The sequence below is a fragment of the Ruegeria sp. YKSD163 genome (genome assembly GCF_059612905.1).
The window spans coordinates 165462-183009 of sequence record NZ_JBXWRM010000003.1; the positions used below are offsets into that span (position 1 = coordinate 165462).

The window sequence follows — 17548 nt, forward strand, 5'->3', positions numbered from 1 at the left end:
GCCGCACGAAAATTTGATGCCTAGGCTGATCACGAATGCGTTGCCCAACTCCGGCGCCAAGACCGGTAGCGACGCTGAAAACCGGGAGTGTAACAAATGAAAGCGATCTGGATCGGCGCGCTTGCAGGGCTTGCCATGATCTGTGCAGGAGCGTTGTCGGCAGGACCGGCCAAACTGCAACCCGCCAATCCGCAGCCCGGCGGGCTGAAGCGTGGCCTGTCTGTCAGCTATGGATATGCCAGGGAAGGCGAGCACATCCGTCAACTGGCCGAGGCGCGTAGCGTGCTCAAGGCGGGCGCGCAGCGCGGCAAGGCACTGCGCGGACTCGATTATCGTGACACCGCCAAAGGTGAGAACACGCTGACCTCGAAACGGGCGGAGAATGTGGCCGCCGCGATCCGGGGTTATATTCGTTTCGATTCTCCGGGTGTTTACGAGATCGACTTCTTCACCAATGACGGGATCGACGCACGCATCGGCGGCCAGAGGGTTGGCCATTTCGACGGGCGCCAGACATGCGACAGCACCATCGTCTCCGAGGTCGAGGTTCCGCAGGCCGGCTGGTACAAGGTCGACATCACCTATTTCAACCGCCTCAATACCTCATGCCTGATGATGCGCTGGGGGCAAAAGGGCAAAGGCATGAAATGGGTCCCGAACGACGTGTTCGGTTATTGAACTTGCGCTCTAGGGCACTCTGAACAACGGGGCCCAGCGGCCCCGTTTTCATGTTGCTGCTTGCTCAAGCGCGGCGCGCAGCGCCAGTTCCGGCGAGGCCAGCACCGGCACATCGGTCCGCACCCGCGCCTGTGCCCCAGCCATTGAAGCCTGGGCCAACACCACGGCGCTCAGTTCCGGATGAGAAGCCACTGCATGTTCCACGCGCCTCGCGATTGCGTCAGCAAAGGTGTCGCCGTCACCTTCGGTGAACAAAGGCCAGAGGTCAGACAGATCCAGATGAGCGATCCGCGCCGGACGGCCCTCGGCGGCAAACGCCGCCTCCAGCAGCGCGGTCGAAGGCGCCCTGGTGCTCTCAAGGCAGCAGACCAGCAGGACCGGCCCACCGCTTTGTGCGGCTACATGCATCATCGGCGCGTCGATGCGCAAAGCGCCGGCCTGCTCGGCAAGCCCGCCGATGGTTGTACAGGTGCAAAGCGCCACCGGCGCCTCGGCCAGAGCGGCGGTGACCTCGGTCGCAAGATCGGCGTCGATCCCGTTTTGCGCGCGCGCCAGCCAATCGGGCCGCACCACATGGGTCAGTCGGGCCTCGGGCGCGATCCGTGCGGCCAGCGCATCGAAAGTGGCGCGATGCACCTCGGCGGTATGGAACAGGGTCAGGTCAGCCATATGGTCCTCTCCAAATGACAAAGGGCGCCCGATGGACGCCCTTTGCAACAGGTATCTTCGAGCGTCAGCCGTTTGCGGCGATCAGTTCCGCCTGGGCCACGATGACCTCGGCCTGCTTGATCGAGGCGATATCGACCAGACGGCCCTTGTAGACGGTGGCACCTTCGCCCTTGGCCTTGGCCGCTTCCATCGCGGCAAGGATTTCGCGCGCTTCGGTCACCGCCTCGTCCGAAGGGGTAAAGACCTGGTTGGCCAGCGCGATCTGCTTGGGATGGATGGCCCATTTGCCGACCATGCCCAGCGTCGCCGAACGCTTGGCCTGCGCGATATAGCCCTCGTCATCGCTGAAATCGCCAAACGGCCCGTCCACCGGCAGCACCCCATGAGTGCGGCAGGCGGCGACGATGGCGGCCTGGGCCCAATGCCAGGGGTCGGACCAGTGCTTGGCCCCTTCACGCAGCATGTAATAGTTCTCTTGCGTGCCGCCGATACCGGTGGTCTGCATGCCCATCGAGGCGGCGAAATCCGCCGCGCCCAGGCTCATCGCCTGCAAGCGGGAGCTGCTGGCCGCGATCTCTTCGACATGGGCGATGCCGGCGGCGGATTCGATGATCACCTCAAAGCTGATCGGCTTGGTCCGGCCCTTGGCACGTTCGATGGCAGTGACCAGTGCATCGACGGCATAGACATCCGCCGCGCAGCCGACCTTGGGGATCATGATCTGGTCCAGCCTGTCACCCGCCTGTTCCAGCACATCCACCACATCGCGATACCAATAGGGCGTATCCAGCCCGTTGATCCGCACCGACATGTATTTGTTGCCCCAGTCGATCGTATTCAGCGCCTCGATCACGTTCGCGCGCGCGCTGTCCTTGTCGCTGGGCGCCACCGAATCCTCGAGATCGAGGTTGATGACATCCGCTGCCGAGGCCGCCATTTTCACAAACAGCTTGGTGTTCGAGCCGGGCCCGAACAACTGGCAACGATTGGGGCGCGCGGGCGCGGCAGGCTGGATGCGGAAACTCATGGGCAGACCTTTCGCCAGGTAATGAAATTGCGATTTCTCCTCTCAACGGGGTATTAAATTGCGCCATCCAGCGCAAGCATCTTTATGCAGTCGCAGCATCTCACGCCGGCAACTTTCGCACTTGCAGCAAAGAAGGGTGATTAAAGAGTAATCGTTTTGAAAACTTCGAAGATTTTTGCGCCAAAGTTCGGATCCATGCAAAATTTGCCCAACCCGAGGATTCAACGGCAAACACAACGCGAAACGCTCGTTTTTCAAGACCTTTAGTCTTGACCGGAATCAAAGGAGTGCACCGGGATGATCGAGACACCGTATCTGCTGTTTTTGGGCGATGCCCCCGACCAACTCGCGGCGAAGGTCGCCGTGGGGATCAAGGATTGGCGCCCGGAGAACGCCGTGGGCCAGTACCGCATGGACGGGTGCAAGGCCGATCTGGGACTGACCGACATGGATCTGGCCCAGGCGCGCGAGGCCGGTGCCAAGACACTGGTGATCGGCGTCGCCAACCGCGGCGGCGTGATCAGCCAGGACTGGAAGAAGGTTCTGGTGATGGCGCTGGAAGAAGGATTCGACCTCGCCTCTGGCCTGCACAACCTGCTGCGCGATGAACCCGACCTGGTGGCTGTGGCCGAGGCATGTGGCCGCAAGCTGCATGACGTGCGTATCCCCTCGGTCAAGTACCCGATCGCCAATGGTGTCAAACGCAAGGGCAAGCGATGCCTGGCCGTGGGCACCGACTGCTCGGTGGGCAAGATGTACACCGCGCTGGCCATGGATGCCGAGATGCGCGAGCGCGGCATGAAGTCGACCTTCCGCGCCACCGGTCAGACCGGCATCCTGATCACCGGCGACGGCGTTCCGCTGGATGCGGTGATCGCCGATTTCATGGCCGGTTCGGTCGAGTGGCTGACGCCCGACAATGACGAGGACCACTGGGACCTGATCGAGGGCCAGGGCAGCCTGTTCCATGTCTCCTACTCCGGGGTGACGATGGCTCTGGTCCATGGCGGCCAGCCCGATGCGTTGATCCTGTGTCACGAACCGACCCGCGAACATATGCGCGGCTTGCCGGGGTACCAGTTGCCGACGCTGGAGGCCGTCCGCGACATGGCGCTGTCGCTGGCAAAAGTCGCGAATCCTGCGTGCCAGGTGGTCGGCGTTTCGATCAACACCCAGCACATGAGCGAAGAGGACGCCCGCGCCTATCTGGCCAGCGTCGAGGCCGAGATGGGCCTGCCCGCCACCGATCCGTTCCGCTTTGGCCCGGGTAAACTGGTGGATGCATTGGCGGCGATGTGATCTAACACCTCCGGCGGAGGCACGAGAGATTTTTCGACGAAAAATCTCGCCTCCGGCGGGAGTATTTGAGGCAAAGTGAAAGGAACGGGCGGCATGAAGATCGAGGTAGCACGCGACGTTTTCCGTTTGGCGCAGGTGTTCACGATCTCACGCGGCTCGCGGACCGAGGCCAAGGTTCTTACGGTGCGGGTCTCCGACGGTGTGCATCAGGGCTGGGGCGAATGCGTTCCCTACGCCCGCTACGATGAAACGCTCGAGTCGGTCGAGGCCGAGATCGCCGGCTTGCCGGACGAGATCACCCGAACTGCCCTGATGGACCTGCTGCCCGCGGGAGCCGCGCGCAACGCGGTCGATTGCGCCCTCTGGGATCTCGAGGCCAAGCGCGCCGGCAAACGGGTGTGGGAACTGGCTGGGCTGCCCGAGCCAAGGCCCGAGATCACGGCCTATACCCTTTCGCTCGACACCCCCGAGGCGATGCAGGCGCAGGCCGCGAAGAACGCGCATCGCCCCTTGCTCAAGATCAAGCTGGGGACTCCGGATGACATGCAGCGTCTTGAAGCGGTGCGCGCTGGGGCACCCGGCGCGAAAATCATTGTCGACGCAAACGAGGGTTGGTCTGCTGAGGTCTATGCCGACCTGGCGCCACATCTGGTGCGCCTGGGGGTGGCATTGGTCGAACAGCCCCTGCCCGCAGGTCAGGACGAAGCCCTGATCGGCATGGAGCGCCCGGTGGCTGTCTGTGCCGACGAAAGCTGTCATGACCGGAGCAGCCTTCCCAAGCTCAAGGGCAAGTATGACGTGGTCAACATCAAGCTCGACAAGACCGGCGGGCTGACCGAGGCGCTGGAACTGCGTCGCGCCGCGCTGGCCGAGGGCTATGACATCATGGTGGGCTGCATGGTTGGCTCGTCGCTCGCGATGGCACCGGCGACGCTGGTGGCGCAGGGCGCGCTGGTCACTGACCTCGACGGGCCCCTTCTGCTGGCCGAGGATCGCGAGACGCCGCTTCAATTCGATGCGGCTGGCGTGCATCCGCCCAGCGCCTCCCTCTGGGGCTGAGCGTCGGAGGCGGCGGGCGATGACTGCGTGGGTCTTCTTGACGGGCGCGTGCCTTGTCGGTCTGACTGCCCTGATGCTCTGGCGCTGGCGCGACCTGCGCGCCGACGTGGCAGAGGCGCGGCGCCTTGCCAGATTTCAGCCTGTCGAGCCGGATCGTTTCGACCCTCGGATGGTGACTGATCTTCCCGACCCTGCACGCCGATTTTTCCTCTGGGCCATCACGCCGGGCACCAAGCTGTTCACTGTCGCCGCGTTGGAGATGCAGGGCAAGTTCGGCATGGGAGACAAGGAACACCCGGGCTACATGCCGATGAGGGCCCGGCAGACCCTTGCCAGTCCGCATGGCTTTATCTGGTCAATGCGGGCCGGGCGCGGATTGCGTAAGCTGTCAGGGTCGGATTCCGGCAGTTGGACCCGGTTCTGGCTGTCCGGGCTGGTGCCGGTCGCCCGCTATGGGGGGACATCCGACCATCGCCGCTCGGCCTTTGGCCGCTATGCTGCCGAGGCGGTTATGTGGACTCCGGCGGCGGTCCTGCCGCGTCCAGGCGTTACCTGGGACTCTGTCGACGCGCAGACAGCGCGGGTGACAATCACCCGGGACGGCCTGGAACAGGCGGTCGAGTTGACGGTGGACGCTTCGGGCGCGCCGGTCCGGATCGCCTTTTCCCGCTGGAGCAATGCCAACCCGGAAAAGGCATGGAGGCTGCAGCCGTTCGGCGCCGTGTTATCCGATGGCCGTGTGTTCTCTGGGTTCCGCGTGCCGACCCATGTCGAGGCGGGCAACCATTTCGGAACCGAAGCCTATTTTCCGTTTTTCGTCGCCGATGTCACCGACCTGCGCTTTCCGCAGTTGGACCGGACTTGACGCAGACCCCTAATCGCCGCAAGACGCGGCATGAGCGAGAGGAATATCCCATGACCCGCACCGTTTACGTAAATGGCGAATACCTGCCCGAAACCGAAGCCAAGGTTTCCATCTTCGATCGTGGCTTCCTGATGGCGGATGCGGTTTACGAGGTGACAAGCGTTCTGGATGGCAAGCTGATCGATTTCGAAGGCCACGCGGTACGACTCAAGCGGTCGCTGGACGAGCTGGACATGGCCGAACCCTGTAGCAAAGACGAGCTGTTGGAGATCCACCGCAAGCTGGTCGACGTGAACGGGATTGAAGAGGGGCTGGTCTATCTTCAGGTTACACGCGGGTCGGACGGTGACCGCGATTTCATCTTCCCCTCGCCTGACACGCCGCCCTCGCTGGTTCTGTTCACCCAGTCCAAGCCCGGTCTGGCTGACAGCCCCGAATCGAAACGCGGCGCCAAGATCATCTCGATCGAGGATATCCGCTGGGGCCGCCGCGATATCAAGACGGTGCAACTGCTCTATCCCTCGATGGGGAAGATGATGGCCAAGAAGGCCGGCTGCGACGATGCCTGGATGGTCGAAGACGGGTATGTGACCGAGGGTACTTCGAACAATGCCTATTTCATCAAGAACGGCAAGATCGTGACCCGGCCGCTGTCCAATGACATTCTGCACGGCATCACCCGCAAGGCGGTGCTGCGACTGGCGCAAGAGGCACAGATGGAGATCGAGGAACGGCTTTTTACCATCGACGAGGCAAAGACCGCGGACGAGGCTTTTACCACCTCGGCCAGCGCCTTCGTGATGCCGGTGGTCGAGATCGATGGCGTCACATTGGGTGACGGAACGCCCGGACCGATCGCCCGCCGTCTGCGCGAGATCTACATTGATGAAGCACGTAAGACCGCGATCTGAAAGGGTTCCGGCCTGAAGCCTGCCAAAGCCACCCTGTCGGGTGGCTTCTTGCGTGTTCCGGGGTGACCACCCACCCGGAACACCGCTTCACCACTTGCGGTTCTGCGACCGCTGGGCAAGGCTGATCGGACAGCCGTTCGTCGCGAAGACGAAGGCACCCGGGAAAGGGCCGAAATGAGCGAGTTCCAACCACGTTTTGGCGGATTTGAACAAAAGGTGCGCGACAGTTTCGCGCGTCAACCGGTGATGGCGACACTGGGCGCCCGCATCGACGCTCTGTCTGCGGGCCGGATCGAGTTGAGCATGCCCTATGATCCGGCTTTTGCCCAACAGCACGGATTTCTGCACGCGGGCATCGTTTCGACGGTGCTGGACAGCGCCTGCGGCTATGCGGCATTTTCCCTGATGGAGAAAGAAGCGGCCGTTCTGACGGTGGAGTTCAAGGCCAACTTTCTGAATCCGGCCCAGGGCCAAAGGTTTGCGTTCCGGGCCGAGGTGGTAAAACCCGGCCGCACCCTGACCGTTGCCACGGCCACCGCCTATGCGAAGCAGGATGGTCAGGAGCGGGCGATTGCCACCATGACCGCAACCCTGATGGCCTTGGTCGGACGCAGCGGCGTCACCGGATGACGCGCGCGGTTCAGTCCCGGTCGGTCACATTTTCCTTGAACGCCACCTCGAAAGCGGCCTGTTTCTCGGCACTCGCCTCGGCCTGATACTTGGCTTTCCATTCGGCCATCGTCATACCGTAATAGATCTCGCGAGCCTCGTCCTTGCCCATCTTGATACCCTTTTCGTTGGCCGCCTCCTGGTACCAGCGCGCCAGACAGTTGCGGCAGAACCCGGCCATGTTCATCAGGTCGATATTCTGCACATCGGTGCGGTCCTGCATCAGGTGTTTTTGCAGACGGCGAAAGGCGGCGGCCTGGATTTCGATTTCGGTTTGCTTGTCCATGTCGTGGCTCCAGAGGTTGAGGGCGACGGCGCGCGTTTCAATGTCTCGACAAATCTGAGGGTAGCGCCGTTTTCCGTCTCGGAAAACGGCCCGGAAAACGTATCGTTTTCCGGCCCCCGCACAAGGTCAGAGACCACTATCGACCAACGCACCCTGCAAGATCGGCACCAATCGTTCGGCCCAGGCGTGTTGCCCGGCATGATCTCCAATCAGGTCGTTACGCAGCTCGATCAGAGCGTTTGGCCGATCAAAAGCGGTACAGTGGGTGTCTATGGCATCACCCGGCAGCACACCGGTATAGGGCTGGTTCACACCGATGCAGAGGTCCCGTTCCGCTTGCAGGCGCGCAATCAGGGGATCGGAGAAACGCTGATCCGCTGTATGCAGCACACCCACATGCCAGGGCCGCGGCTCGCGGCCGCGCAGTTGACGGGTAAACGAATGCATCGACACCAGCACCATTCCGGGCCGTGATGCCAACTGTGCCAGCGCGTTGTGATAGGGCCGATAGCACATGTTCAGCCGGCGTTCGCGCTCTGCCGCGTCGGCGTGGCGGTTGCCGGGAATGATCGAACCGTCATAGAGCTTCATCAGCAACGTCGGATCGTCCTCGCCCCGATTGGGGTCGATCACCAGCCGCGAGAAGTTGGCAGCGATCACAGGTGCCTCAAGCATCTCGCCCAGCAGGCGCGACACCTCGTATGCGCCGACATCATAGGCGATATGGCGCTCCATGTCCTCGCGCGCCAAACCCAGGTCGCCGCCGCAGATATCAGGCGGTACCGTGTTGGTCGCATGGTCGCAGGTGATCAGCCAGCGTGAACGCCGATCCTCGCCGTGGATAAAAAACGGGGTGTATGTCATGGGCCTGTCATCTAGTTTGCCGCAGGTGTAGGACAGTTGCCGACAAAAGGGAATTGCGCCATAACGAGCGCGATGGATGTTTGCGGTAACAATGCTTGAACAAGGGAGCGGTCGGTCATGCGTCGCCTGAGAAAAGTGAAAATCGTGGCAACGCTGGGACCGGCGTCGGAAACCTATGAGACGATCCGCGCCTTGCACGAGGCCGGGGCCGACGTGTTCCGCCTGAACATGAGCCACGGCACCCATGACGAGATCCGCGCCAAGCACCAGATCATCCGGCAGGTAGAGAAGGATCTGGACAGTCCGATCGCCATTCTGGCCGATCTTCAGGGCCCCAAATTGCGGGTAGGAACCTTTGCCAACGACGCCGAGGACCTGTCTGAGGGCGCGGCGTTCCGGCTTGATCTGGACCCGACGCCGGGCGATGCCAAGCGTGTCTGCCTGCCGCACCCCGAGATTTTCCAGGCGCTGGAACCTGGCGCGCATCTGCTGGTCAACGATGGCAAGATCCGGCTGAAGGTAACCGATTGCGGCCCCGACTTCGCCGATTGCACCGTAATCACCGGCGGCACCATCTCGAACCGAAAGGGGGTCAACGTGCCCGACGTCGTGCTGCCCCTGGCGGCGCTGTCGGAGAAGGATCGCGGCGACCTTGAGTTTGCCTGCCAGCTGGGCGTTGACTGGCTGGCGCTCAGCTTTGTCCAGCGCGCACGTGATGTTTTCGAGGCGCGCAGCCTGGCCGACGGCCGCGCCGCGATCCTGTCCAAGATCGAGAAACCTGCCGCGGTCGAGGAATTCGATGCCATCCTTGATGCTTCGGACGGGATCATGGTGGCGCGCGGCGATCTGGGGGTGGAACTGCCGGTCGCGGCGGTACCGCCCATCCAGAAACGGTTGGTGCGCCGCTGCCGCGCCGCCGCAAAGCCGGTGATCGTGGCCACCCAGATGCTGGAAAGCATGATCGAAAGCCCGATGCCCACCCGGGCCGAGGTGTCGGACGTGGCCACCGCCATTTACGAGGGCACCGACGCCATCATGCTCAGCGCCGAGTCCGCGGCCGGTCAGTATCCGATCGAGGCGGTGCAGACCATGGACAAGGTCGCCATCGAGGTCGAGGCAGACCCCACCTATAGCCAGATCATCGCCGCCTCACGCACCGCCAAGGGCAGCACAATCGCCGACGGGATCGTCGCCGCCGCGCGCGAAATCGCGGAAAAAACCGATATCAAGGCGATCTGCTGTTTCACCCAGTCCGGCACCACCGCCCTGCTCACCGCGCGCGAACGCCCGGGGGTGCCGATCATCGCCATGACTTCGTTGTTGGCAACTGCACGGCGGCTTTGCCTCAGTTGGGGCTGTCACTGTGTGATTACCCCGGAACTGGAACGGTTCAAGGGCGCCGTCGTGAATGCCGCGCGCGCCGCGCGCGCAGGTGGTTTCGCCATGGAGACCGATCAAATCGTGGTGACCGCCGGCGTGCCCTTCAACGTACCGGGCACCACCAATATCCTTCGGGTCGCCCCCTGTGACGAACGTTTGATCTATAACACCGACCCGGGCTAAGCTTCGACCGCAAGGAGGAGGGCCCGACATGGACGCCGATCTGATCCTGGTGATAAGCATGGTCGTGGCCGCATTGTCGATTCCGGCCATGGTTTCGGCCTATAGCGAGGCCCGCCGCCCGATCGCCGCCTTTGTCACCCTGATCATTGCCGGGGGCATGGCGGTCCATGCCGTTCGGACCAAACCGGGCGGCTATTCCCTGGCCGAGATCCCAGAGGTGTTCTTTTCGGTTCTGGCCCGTTTCATCCCTTGAAACCCCGGAAAAACCGCTTGCCTCGGACGCGCTTTCTGCGTAAACGGCGCCTCTATTCGCGCGACCGGCCGGTGTGGCATGCCGAGTCGCGCGCAAACCGAACCCAAAAAGGAGACGGAAATGCCCAAGATGAAGACCAAATCGAGCGCCAAGAAGCGCTTCAAGGTGACCGCAACGGGTAAGGTCAAGGCAGGTCAGGCCGGCAAGCGCCACGGCATGATCAAGCGCACGACCAAGTTCATCCGCGACGCCCGTGGCACCACCACCCTGTCCGCCCCCGACGCCAAGATCGTCAAGGGCTACATGCCCTACGACCGCTAAGAGGAGATTTGAGAGATGTCCCGCGTTAAAGGTGGAACCGTAACCCACGCCCGTCACAAGAAAGTCCTCAAGGCTGCCAAAGGTTACTATGGCCGCCGCAAGAGCTCGTTCAAGGTGGCGACCCAGGCCGTAGACAAGGCCAACCAGTATGCAACCCGTGACCGCAAGGCCCGCAAGCGGAACTTCCGCGCGCTGTGGATCCAGCGGATCAACGCTGCCGTGCGCAGCCACGACGAGGCGCTGACCTATTCGCGCTTCATCAACGGCCTGAACCTGGCCGGCATCGAAGTGGACCGCAAGGTCCTGGCCGACCTGGCCGTGCACGAGCCCGAAGCCTTCGGTGCCATCGTCGCCAAGGCACAGGCCGCGCTGGCCGCCTGATATCTCGCGTAAGACGAGAGACAGTGATGGAAAGGCCGCCCCTCGGGGCGGTCTTTTCGTTCTATGGAACAGACCAACACGGGCCTGCGGCATCGTCCCCTTCAATCGGCCGCCCTGATTTGGAAGCTGGACCACAAACCTCGTTGTTCCGGCAATTAATCTGTCGCCAGGATAGCTCCGGCCGCAGCCCGCCCCGACAGTATGGCGCCATGTGCCGTGCCGAAATAGCGAGCAGAGGTCGCTTCGCCCGCAAACCAGATTTTTCCATCCCAGTCCGATCCTGCCAGTTCCGTGCGCGTGGACGGCCCGGTGCCGACGGCGTTGTAGCTGTAGCTGCCTAACGCGTGCCCGTCCTGCCCCCACCTTGTGATCTGGGCTGCGAGTGGCGCCGGAAAACCCGAACCGAACATCGAACGGAGCGCCTCCTGAGCGGCCGCGACGGTTGCGCGGTCGCTCAGGCTTTCCACTTCGGTCGCCGCATCGGCAGCATTGAAACCCAACAGGACAGGTGCCCTCAGTGTCCGGGCAAGCGATACCCATTCGCCCCAAAGGCCGGGCGTGGGGCCAAGCCAACCGATCCAGTCGACATCGTCTGGCCAATGGATGCCATCGAAACGCAGCCAGCATTTATTCAAAAGACCCATCCGCAGGCTGCGGGACGCGGCAACGCGATCCTGAGCCAGTGGTTCGGAAAACCGGATACGTCCGGATTGCAGAACGCCCAGCGGCAGCGTGCAAACGATCACATCGGCGTCGATCCGGCTTCCATCCGCAAGGCGCACGTGTCCCGGAGCGATCCCGGTCACCTCGGTGGAAAGTCGAATATCGAGACCCCGCGCCAGATACGCAGCGATCTGGTCGAACCCGCTCGGAAACAGCGCATCCTGCCCCCCGAATTCGGCATCCTCTTGGCCATACCAGGCTGAAAGCTGTCTGGCGGGGGCGCCATATTCCTGCTCAAGCGTGCTATTGACGAGGTAGAGTACAAGCCTGCGCAACGCTGCATCCGCGTCCCGCCAGCCGGAGGAAGCCTCCAGCGCGTCCAGGACAGACATGTCACGCGACTTCCGATCAGCCTCCGCCAGCGCCCCTCGCAGAATGTGCTCGGCGCCACGGAAGTCCGGGTCGATGTCGCGCCCGTTTGCATCCTTCAGGATGGCGGCATCGTAGCGGGTGGCCACGACCCTTGCCCCCGCCTCTCGCGCAAGGGCGGTCAGAGGATTGCCACGCTGGCCGTGAATCCAGCTTGCCCCAAGGTCCATCGGCAAATCCGGCCAGATGCGAGAGGTGTGAATGCGACCGCCGATGCGCGATCGCGCCTCGATAACAGTGACGGTCCGCCCGGCATCGCGCAGGACGCGGGCCGCCGACAAGCCCGCCAGCCCGGCGCCGACAACCAGAATTCTGCCCTGCGGTTGGCCAAGCACACCCCGTGCCCCAAGGCCGAGCGCCCCCAATCCTCCGATGGTTGCGAGAACCTGACGTCTGGTCGATGCGGTCGTCATGGAGAGGCTGCCCATTTGTCACATTCACAGGCACGAGCAGATCCGGCCTTCGGTCGATGCTAGCATCACTTGGGACGCGTGTCTTTGCTCCCCTCCAACTCTTGGTCTGCGCAGTCGCTCACCACATCCGCGACTTGGCGTATTCGGCATAGCCCGCGTCATAGTCCTCGGCGGCGAACCCGTCGTCCTGTTCACGCAGGAACTGTCCCGCCGTGGGGACCAGCCCGCTTTCGTCGCCCCGCGTCCAAAGGCCCGAGCGCATCAGCGCCTTGGCGCATTGGAAATACATCTCGCCCACCTGGATCACGATGACTGTTGCGGGCTGGCGCCCCTTGCGCTCGAAACTGGCGCGGGCCTGAGCGTCAGGGGTCAGAAAGGCGGTGCCGTTCACCCGCACCACATTCTGGCAGCCGGGCACCATGAACATCAGGCTGACCCGGTTGTCGCGCACGATATTGCGCAGGCTGTCGATCCGGTTGTTGCCGCGCCAGTCGGGCAACCAAAGGGTGCTGTCATCGACGATGCGTACCACCGGGCCATCATCGCCGCGCGGGCTGGCATCGGTGCCCTCGGGGCCGACCGTCGATAGCACGCAGAACCGTGCTGTCTCGATCCATTGACGGTAAAGCGGGCTCAGCCTTGTACGCACCTTGGTCAGCGAAGCGGGCACCGCCGCGTCGTAAAGGGTTTCAAGCTCGGTCATGTCGGTGATGGGGCGCATCGGCAGCTCCTTTCCAGATTGCCCCTGTCCTAGCTTGTCCTTTTTGAGAAATGTGGCCAAAGATTTTGCAAATGGGCCAATTTGACGATCAGTTCCAATTGCCGGGCTCCTCGGCGGATCGTGTGCAGTCCCTGCCACATGATGTGGTCGGCTATGCGCGCGACTATCGCGACGGCTATGTCTCGGTCCGGCATCGGCATCCCCGGCATCAGCTGATCTATGCGGTCTCGGGCCTGATGATGGCCGAGACGGAGGCCATGTCCTATGCCATCCCGCCCGGATATGGGTTGATCGTCCCGGCAGAGCAGCCGCACGAGATCCGAATGATTGGCGCTGTGCGCCTGCAATCGCTCTATGTCCGTGCGGCTTTGCCCGGTGCGGATGCGCTGGCCCGATGCCGGTTGGTCACGGTGTCGCCGCTGTTGGCGCAAATGATCGCGGCACTCTGCGAGATGGACAATCCCTGGCCGATGCCGCCCCGCGCCCTGCATCTGAGCCAGCTTATCCTGATCGAGCTGCTGGCCGCCCCGGTCTCGCCCCTGGCACTGCCATACCCCGTCGATCCGCGTTTGCGCCGGGTCTGCGACGCGCTGATCGCCACACCCGCCAGCCCGCGCGACCTGGACGGCTGGGCCACCGAGGCGGGGATGAGTCGCCGCACCTTCAGCCGACATTTCCAGATGGAAACCGGCGTGAGTTTCGGTAAATGGGCGCAACGGCTGCGCTGTCAGGCGGCGCTGCGGGGCCTGGCCGAGGGCAGGCCCGCCGCCCGGGTCGCCCGCGATCTGGGCTATGCCAATGCCTATACCATGGCGGCGATGATGAGGCGCATGACCTGAGACAGGCGCGGCATCCGGGAAACAGCCGGGCCAAACCACCCAGCCTGTCTTGCAATCGCGCCCATTGGCCGATAGCAGGTTCTGGACCAAATTCAGGGGACCGTCATGGACGATCTTAAAGCCAAATATCTGGGCCAGATCGCAGAGGCCGCCGACGAGGCCGCGATCGAGGCGATCCGCCTTGCCGCCGTGGGCAAAAAGGGCGAAGTGGCCCTGATGATGCGCGAACTGGGCAAGATGACGCCCGAGGAACGCCAGACCGCCGGTCCGGCACTGAATGCGCTCAAGGACGAGATCAACTCTGCGCTGGCCGCCAAGAAGGCGGCGCTGGCCGATGCCGCGCTTGACGAGCGTCTGCGCAGCGAATGGCTGGACGTGACCCTGCCCGCGCGCAACCGCCGCCAGGGCACGCTGCATCCGATCAGCCAGGCCCGCGAGGAACTGACCGCGATCTTTGCCGAGATGGGCTTCTCGGTTGCCGAAGGGCCGCGCATAGACACCGACTGGTACAATTTCGACGCGCTCAACATCCCCGGCCACCACCCCGCGCGGGCCGAGATGGACACGTTCTACATGCACCGCGCCGAGGGCGACAATCGCCCGCCGCATGTGCTGCGCACCCATACCTCGCCGGTGCAGATCCGCTCGATGGAAAAAATCGGCGCGCCCCTGCGCGTGATCTGTCCGGGCGGCGTTTATCGCGCCGATTACGACCAGACCCATACGCCGATGTTCCACCAGGTCGAAGGCCTGGCGCTGGACCGCGGTATCTCGATGGCGAACCTGAAATGGACGCTCGAGGAATTCGTCAAGGCGTTCTTCGAGGTCGACGAGGTCGAGCTGCGGTTCCGCGCCTCGCATTTCCCCTTCACCGAACCCTCGGCTGAGGTCGATATCCGCTGTTCCTGGGAAGGCGGCCAGCTGAAGATCGGCGAGGGCGACGACTGGTTGGAGATCCTCGGGAGCGGCATGGTGCACCCCAAGGTGATCGCCGCCGGCGGCATCGACCCGGATGTGTATCAGGGCTTTGCATTCGGCATCGGTATCGACCGTCTGGCGATGCTGAAATACGGCATCCCCGACCTGCGCGCCTTCTTCGATTCAGACCTGCGCTGGCTGCGCCACTACGGGTTCGCGGCGCTGGACATGCCGAACCTGCATGGGGGGTTGAGTAGGTGATCACCTGGCTAACTTCAGCAGCGATTGTTGCTCTTGTGACAGCAACGATCCTGTTTCCATGGCACCGTTCGGTGGAAGAGGCTATCGCAATTCGCAAAGAAAAGCGGGAATTGTATCGAGATTTTCTAAGAACTGCTAAAAAAGCTTCGCGTTTGCAAGCGCTGACTGAGCCTGAAGGCAGAGACCTAATAGATGTTCTTGACGGAAAATACAGTGAAGTGAGTTTGATATGCGACTGGAATACCTCGTCAGAAATTCATGATTACCTCATGTATATTAATGGTCTTTCTAAGAGGTTTATGGGGAAGGATCTTCTGGAACTGATGAAAGATCAAGAAGTTAGGGCGAGTTTAGAGGAGCTTGGAAGACAATCCGTTGTTGCCACTCATTCGCTTAAACTGGACATCGAAGCTACTAAAGCGCGCAATCCAATAGAAATGTTCAGGAAAACAAAATGAAATTCGCCCTCTCCTGGCTGAAGGACCACCTCGACACCACCGCCAGCGTGGACGAGATCGCCGAGGCGCTGACCGTTCTGGGGCTCGAGGTCGATGCAGCTAAAATGCCAGCGCGGAACCAAGGCCGATAGGCCGCCGCGCAAGCGCCAGACCGCCCGCACGGGCTGGCGATATGGAGCCGCCAGCACGCCCTTCGACGGTTATCCGGACTTGGCTGGCATAAACTGCCCCGCTCAACCGTTGGTTCGCCATCCCGCGGTCTGGCGCTTACGCAGCTCTCACCTCTTCAGATAGTCCTTGTAGGGCCGTGCCTTGCGGTCGCGGTATTTCACGGTCAGTTCCAGCGGCGTCTCGTTCTCGTCATAGATGCCCAGCACGATCCCGCGCTTGCGGGATTTGGTGCGCATGGCGATCAGCTGTTCCTCGCTGCGGGTGGTGCGCTGCGACTGGCGGCGGGTCCAGCGGAACAGCTTGTCATACATCCCGGCTATCACATCGGCATGGGCCGGGTCGCCGCCCAGATCGACCAGTTCCTGCGGGTCGTTCTTCAGATCGAACAGCATCGGGCGCGGGTCGGCCTCGAAATGGATCAGTTTCCAGTTCTTGTCCGCCACCATGAACATCACCGCCTGTCGCACCGAGATGTCGTTCAGATGCGCAATCGGCGAAGCCGAGAAATCGTACTCGCAGATCACGTGATCGCGCAGCGTATGGTCGCGCGCGCCGTGCAGGATCGGGATCAGGCTTTCCCCTTCGAGGATATGCATCGCCGGTTTACCGCCCGCCGCCTCTACGAATGTCGGCGCCAGGTCGATGCTTTCGACCAGCGCGTCACAGACGCTGCCCCGGGTCGCGTCGGCCTCGGGGCGCGGGTCATAGACGATCAGCGGAACCCGGGTCGCGGCATCGTGGAAGAAGGTCTTTTCCCCCATCCAGTGATCGCCCAGGAAATCGCCATGATCCGAGGTCAGGACAATCATCGTGTCCTGCATGCGCCCGGTGTCCTCGAGCCATTTGAAAAGCCGCCCCATCTGGTCGTCGGCCTGTTTGATCAGCCCCATATAGGCGGGGATCACCGCATCGCGCACCTCTTGCCGGGAGAAGGCCTCGCCCACCTTGGTATCCATGAAGGCCTTGAACAGAGGATGGGCGTTCTGCCGTTCGCTATCGCTGCGCACCACGTCCTGCACATGTTCGGGGCCAAACATGCTCGCATAGGGTTCGGGCACGATATAGGGCCAGTGCGGCTTGATATAGCTCAGGTGACAGCACCACGGGCCGGTCTGTTGCTCGATGAACTCCATCGCGCGGGAGGTCAGATAGGGGGTCTCGCTGTCCTCTTCGGCGATATTGGCGGGGCGGGTCGCGTTTTTGAGGAACCAGCCCGATTGCACATTGCCCTCGTCGTCGAGCCCGGAATTGGCAAAGTCGTGCCAGGGGTTGTCGCTCTCATAGCCCTTGGCGCGCAGGTACTTGTTGTATTCCTTGGCGCCATCTGGATCGTAATACCCGTCCGGCCCCTCGGGCAGCATGCCATCGTCGCGTTCGAACACGTCGAAACCGCATTCCGCCACTCGCGCCCCGATCAGCGAATCCGGCTCAAGCCCCAGCCGCGCCATGCCCTCCTCGTCCGCGCGCATATGTGTCTTGCCCACCAGCCAGCAGCCCATGCCGGTGGCCCGCAGGTGGTCACCCATGGTCATCTCGCCCACCTTGAGCGGAATGCCGTTCCAGCTGGCTCCGTGTGAGTGCACATAGCGCCCGGTATAGGTGCTCATCCGGGACGAGCCACAGATCGGAGATTGGATATAGGCACGGTCGAAGCGCACCCCTTGCGCCGCCAGACGGTCGATATGGGGTGTGTTCAGGGTCTCGTGGCCATAACAGCTCAGGTAATCCCAGCGCAACTGGTCGAACATGATGAACAGGATATTCACGGTGTGTCACGCCTCTGCCGTCTAAATTGGTCATCCGTCCAGCCCGGATTCGAATTCCGACAGT

General features: G+C 62.5%; 21 protein-coding genes. 14 read left to right on the forward strand and 7 right to left on the reverse strand.

What is annotated here, in order from left to right; translation table 11 throughout:
* Nucleotides 1-96 precede the first annotated feature (96 nt).
* Nucleotides 97-678, forward strand: a complete 582-nt coding sequence (locus AC2FNA_RS06115; protein ID WP_234138747.1) for a PA14 domain-containing protein — start codon at nucleotides 97-99, stop codon at nucleotides 676-678.
* A gap of 48 nt (nucleotides 679-726) precedes the next feature.
* Here AC2FNA_RS06115 and AC2FNA_RS06120 read toward each other — a convergent pair whose 3' ends face one another.
* Both AC2FNA_RS06120 and AC2FNA_RS06125 read right to left on the reverse strand, forming a co-directional pair.
* Entirely contained in the window at nucleotides 727-1347 is a 621-nt protein-coding gene (locus AC2FNA_RS06120) for a hypothetical protein (protein WP_496825155.1), read from the reverse strand.
* 64 nt (nucleotides 1348-1411) lie between these two features.
* On the reverse strand, nucleotides 1412-2374 hold the full coding sequence (locus AC2FNA_RS06125; RefSeq protein ID WP_496825156.1) for an L-malyl-CoA/beta-methylmalyl-CoA lyase: 963 nt from the start codon (nucleotides 2372-2374) through the stop codon (nucleotides 1412-1414).
* A gap of 297 nt (nucleotides 2375-2671) precedes the next feature.
* Between AC2FNA_RS06125 and dgcN the strand changes: the two genes are divergently transcribed.
* The 5 genes from dgcN to AC2FNA_RS06150 all read left to right on the forward strand — a co-directional run bounded on the left by dgcN (nucleotide 2672) and on the right by AC2FNA_RS06150 (nucleotide 7138).
* Nucleotides 2672-3673: an N-acetyltransferase DgcN gene (gene dgcN / locus AC2FNA_RS06130; protein WP_496825157.1), complete on the forward strand. Its 1002-nt coding sequence runs from the start codon at nucleotides 2672-2674 to the stop codon at nucleotides 3671-3673.
* Between the two features lie 93 nt (nucleotides 3674-3766).
* Complete coding sequence (gene dgcA / locus AC2FNA_RS06135; RefSeq protein ID WP_496825158.1) at nucleotides 3767-4732, forward strand: N-acetyl-D-Glu racemase DgcA; 966 nt, start codon at nucleotides 3767-3769, stop codon at nucleotides 4730-4732.
* A gap of 19 nt (nucleotides 4733-4751) precedes the next feature.
* Nucleotides 4752-5597 carry a DUF6544 family protein gene (locus AC2FNA_RS06140; RefSeq protein ID WP_496825159.1) on the forward strand — a complete coding sequence of 282 codons (846 nt, stop codon included), beginning with the start codon at nucleotides 4752-4754 and terminating at the stop codon, nucleotides 5595-5597.
* Between the two features lie 50 nt (nucleotides 5598-5647).
* Entirely contained in the window at nucleotides 5648-6508 is an 861-nt protein-coding gene (locus tag AC2FNA_RS06145) for a D-amino-acid transaminase (RefSeq protein WP_496825160.1), read from the forward strand.
* Between the two features lie 174 nt (nucleotides 6509-6682).
* Nucleotides 6683-7138, forward strand: coding sequence for a PaaI family thioesterase (locus tag AC2FNA_RS06150; RefSeq protein ID WP_234138755.1), 456 nt, complete (start codon nucleotides 6683-6685; stop codon nucleotides 7136-7138).
* Between the two features lie 10 nt (nucleotides 7139-7148).
* Here the strand turns inward: AC2FNA_RS06150 and AC2FNA_RS06155 are convergent, their stop codons facing one another.
* Together AC2FNA_RS06155 and AC2FNA_RS06160 are read right to left on the reverse strand one after the other, a co-directional pair.
* Nucleotides 7149-7463, reverse strand: coding sequence for a DUF1244 domain-containing protein (locus AC2FNA_RS06155; protein WP_496825161.1), 315 nt, complete (start codon nucleotides 7461-7463; stop codon nucleotides 7149-7151).
* Nucleotides 7464-7589: 126 nt separating this feature from the next.
* Nucleotides 7590-8327, reverse strand: coding sequence for an N-formylglutamate amidohydrolase (locus AC2FNA_RS06160; RefSeq protein WP_496825162.1), 738 nt, complete (start codon nucleotides 8325-8327; stop codon nucleotides 7590-7592).
* Nucleotides 8328-8444: 117 nt separating this feature from the next.
* Between AC2FNA_RS06160 and pyk the strand changes: the two genes are divergently transcribed.
* The 4 genes from pyk (at nucleotide 8445) to rplT (ending at nucleotide 10845) form a co-directional block, all read left to right on the forward strand.
* Nucleotides 8445-9890, forward strand: a complete 1446-nt coding sequence (gene pyk / locus AC2FNA_RS06165) for a pyruvate kinase (RefSeq protein WP_496825163.1) — start codon at nucleotides 8445-8447, stop codon at nucleotides 9888-9890.
* Nucleotides 9891-9918: 28 nt separating this feature from the next.
* A complete protein-coding gene (locus AC2FNA_RS06170) occupies nucleotides 9919-10143 on the forward strand; it encodes a hypothetical protein (RefSeq protein ID WP_496825164.1) in 225 nt (74 codons plus the stop codon).
* A 120-nt stretch (nucleotides 10144-10263) separates the two neighbouring features.
* Entirely contained in the window at nucleotides 10264-10464 is a 201-nt protein-coding gene (gene rpmI / locus AC2FNA_RS06175) for a 50S ribosomal protein L35 (RefSeq protein ID WP_234138760.1), read from the forward strand.
* A gap of 15 nt (nucleotides 10465-10479) precedes the next feature.
* The gene (gene rplT / locus AC2FNA_RS06180; RefSeq protein WP_093034506.1) at nucleotides 10480-10845 is read left to right on the forward strand and encodes a 50S ribosomal protein L20; all 366 of its coding nucleotides are present in this window, start codon (nucleotides 10480-10482) and stop codon (nucleotides 10843-10845) included.
* 155 nt (nucleotides 10846-11000) lie between these two features.
* On the opposite strand, the gene AC2FNA_RS06185 is transcribed toward rplT, so the two are convergent.
* Both AC2FNA_RS06185 and AC2FNA_RS06190 read right to left on the reverse strand, forming a co-directional pair.
* The gene (locus AC2FNA_RS06185; protein WP_496825165.1) at nucleotides 11001-12350 is read right to left on the reverse strand and encodes a flavin monoamine oxidase family protein; all 1350 of its coding nucleotides are present in this window, start codon (nucleotides 12348-12350) and stop codon (nucleotides 11001-11003) included.
* Nucleotides 12351-12468: 118 nt separating this feature from the next.
* The gene (locus AC2FNA_RS06190) at nucleotides 12469-13071 is read right to left on the reverse strand and encodes a pyridoxamine 5'-phosphate oxidase family protein (protein WP_234167684.1); all 603 of its coding nucleotides are present in this window, start codon (nucleotides 13069-13071) and stop codon (nucleotides 12469-12471) included.
* Between the two features lie 71 nt (nucleotides 13072-13142).
* Here AC2FNA_RS06190 and AC2FNA_RS06195 point away from each other — a divergent pair, with 71 nt between their 5' ends.
* From AC2FNA_RS06195 to AC2FNA_RS06210, 4 genes are all read left to right on the forward strand, one after another.
* On the forward strand, nucleotides 13143-13910 hold the full coding sequence (locus AC2FNA_RS06195; protein ID WP_496825166.1) for an AraC family transcriptional regulator: 768 nt from the start codon (nucleotides 13143-13145) through the stop codon (nucleotides 13908-13910).
* Between the two features lie 105 nt (nucleotides 13911-14015).
* Entirely contained in the window at nucleotides 14016-15089 is a 1074-nt protein-coding gene (gene pheS, locus AC2FNA_RS06200) for a phenylalanine--tRNA ligase subunit alpha (protein ID WP_496825167.1), read from the forward strand.
* On the forward strand, nucleotides 15086-15547 hold the full coding sequence (locus AC2FNA_RS06205; RefSeq protein ID WP_496825168.1) for a hypothetical protein: 462 nt from the start codon (nucleotides 15086-15088) through the stop codon (nucleotides 15545-15547). The genes pheS and AC2FNA_RS06205 overlap by 4 nt, the downstream gene beginning before the upstream one ends.
* A complete protein-coding gene (locus AC2FNA_RS06210) occupies nucleotides 15544-15678 on the forward strand; it encodes a hypothetical protein (protein ID WP_496825275.1) in 135 nt (44 codons plus the stop codon). Before AC2FNA_RS06205 ends, AC2FNA_RS06210 begins: the two co-directional genes overlap by 4 nt.
* 147 nt (nucleotides 15679-15825) lie before the next feature.
* Here the strand turns inward: AC2FNA_RS06210 and AC2FNA_RS06215 are convergent, their stop codons facing one another.
* On the reverse strand, nucleotides 15826-17466 hold the full coding sequence (locus tag AC2FNA_RS06215) for a sulfatase-like hydrolase/transferase (RefSeq protein WP_496825271.1): 1641 nt from the start codon (nucleotides 17464-17466) through the stop codon (nucleotides 15826-15828).
* Nucleotides 17467-17548 lie beyond the last annotated feature (82 nt).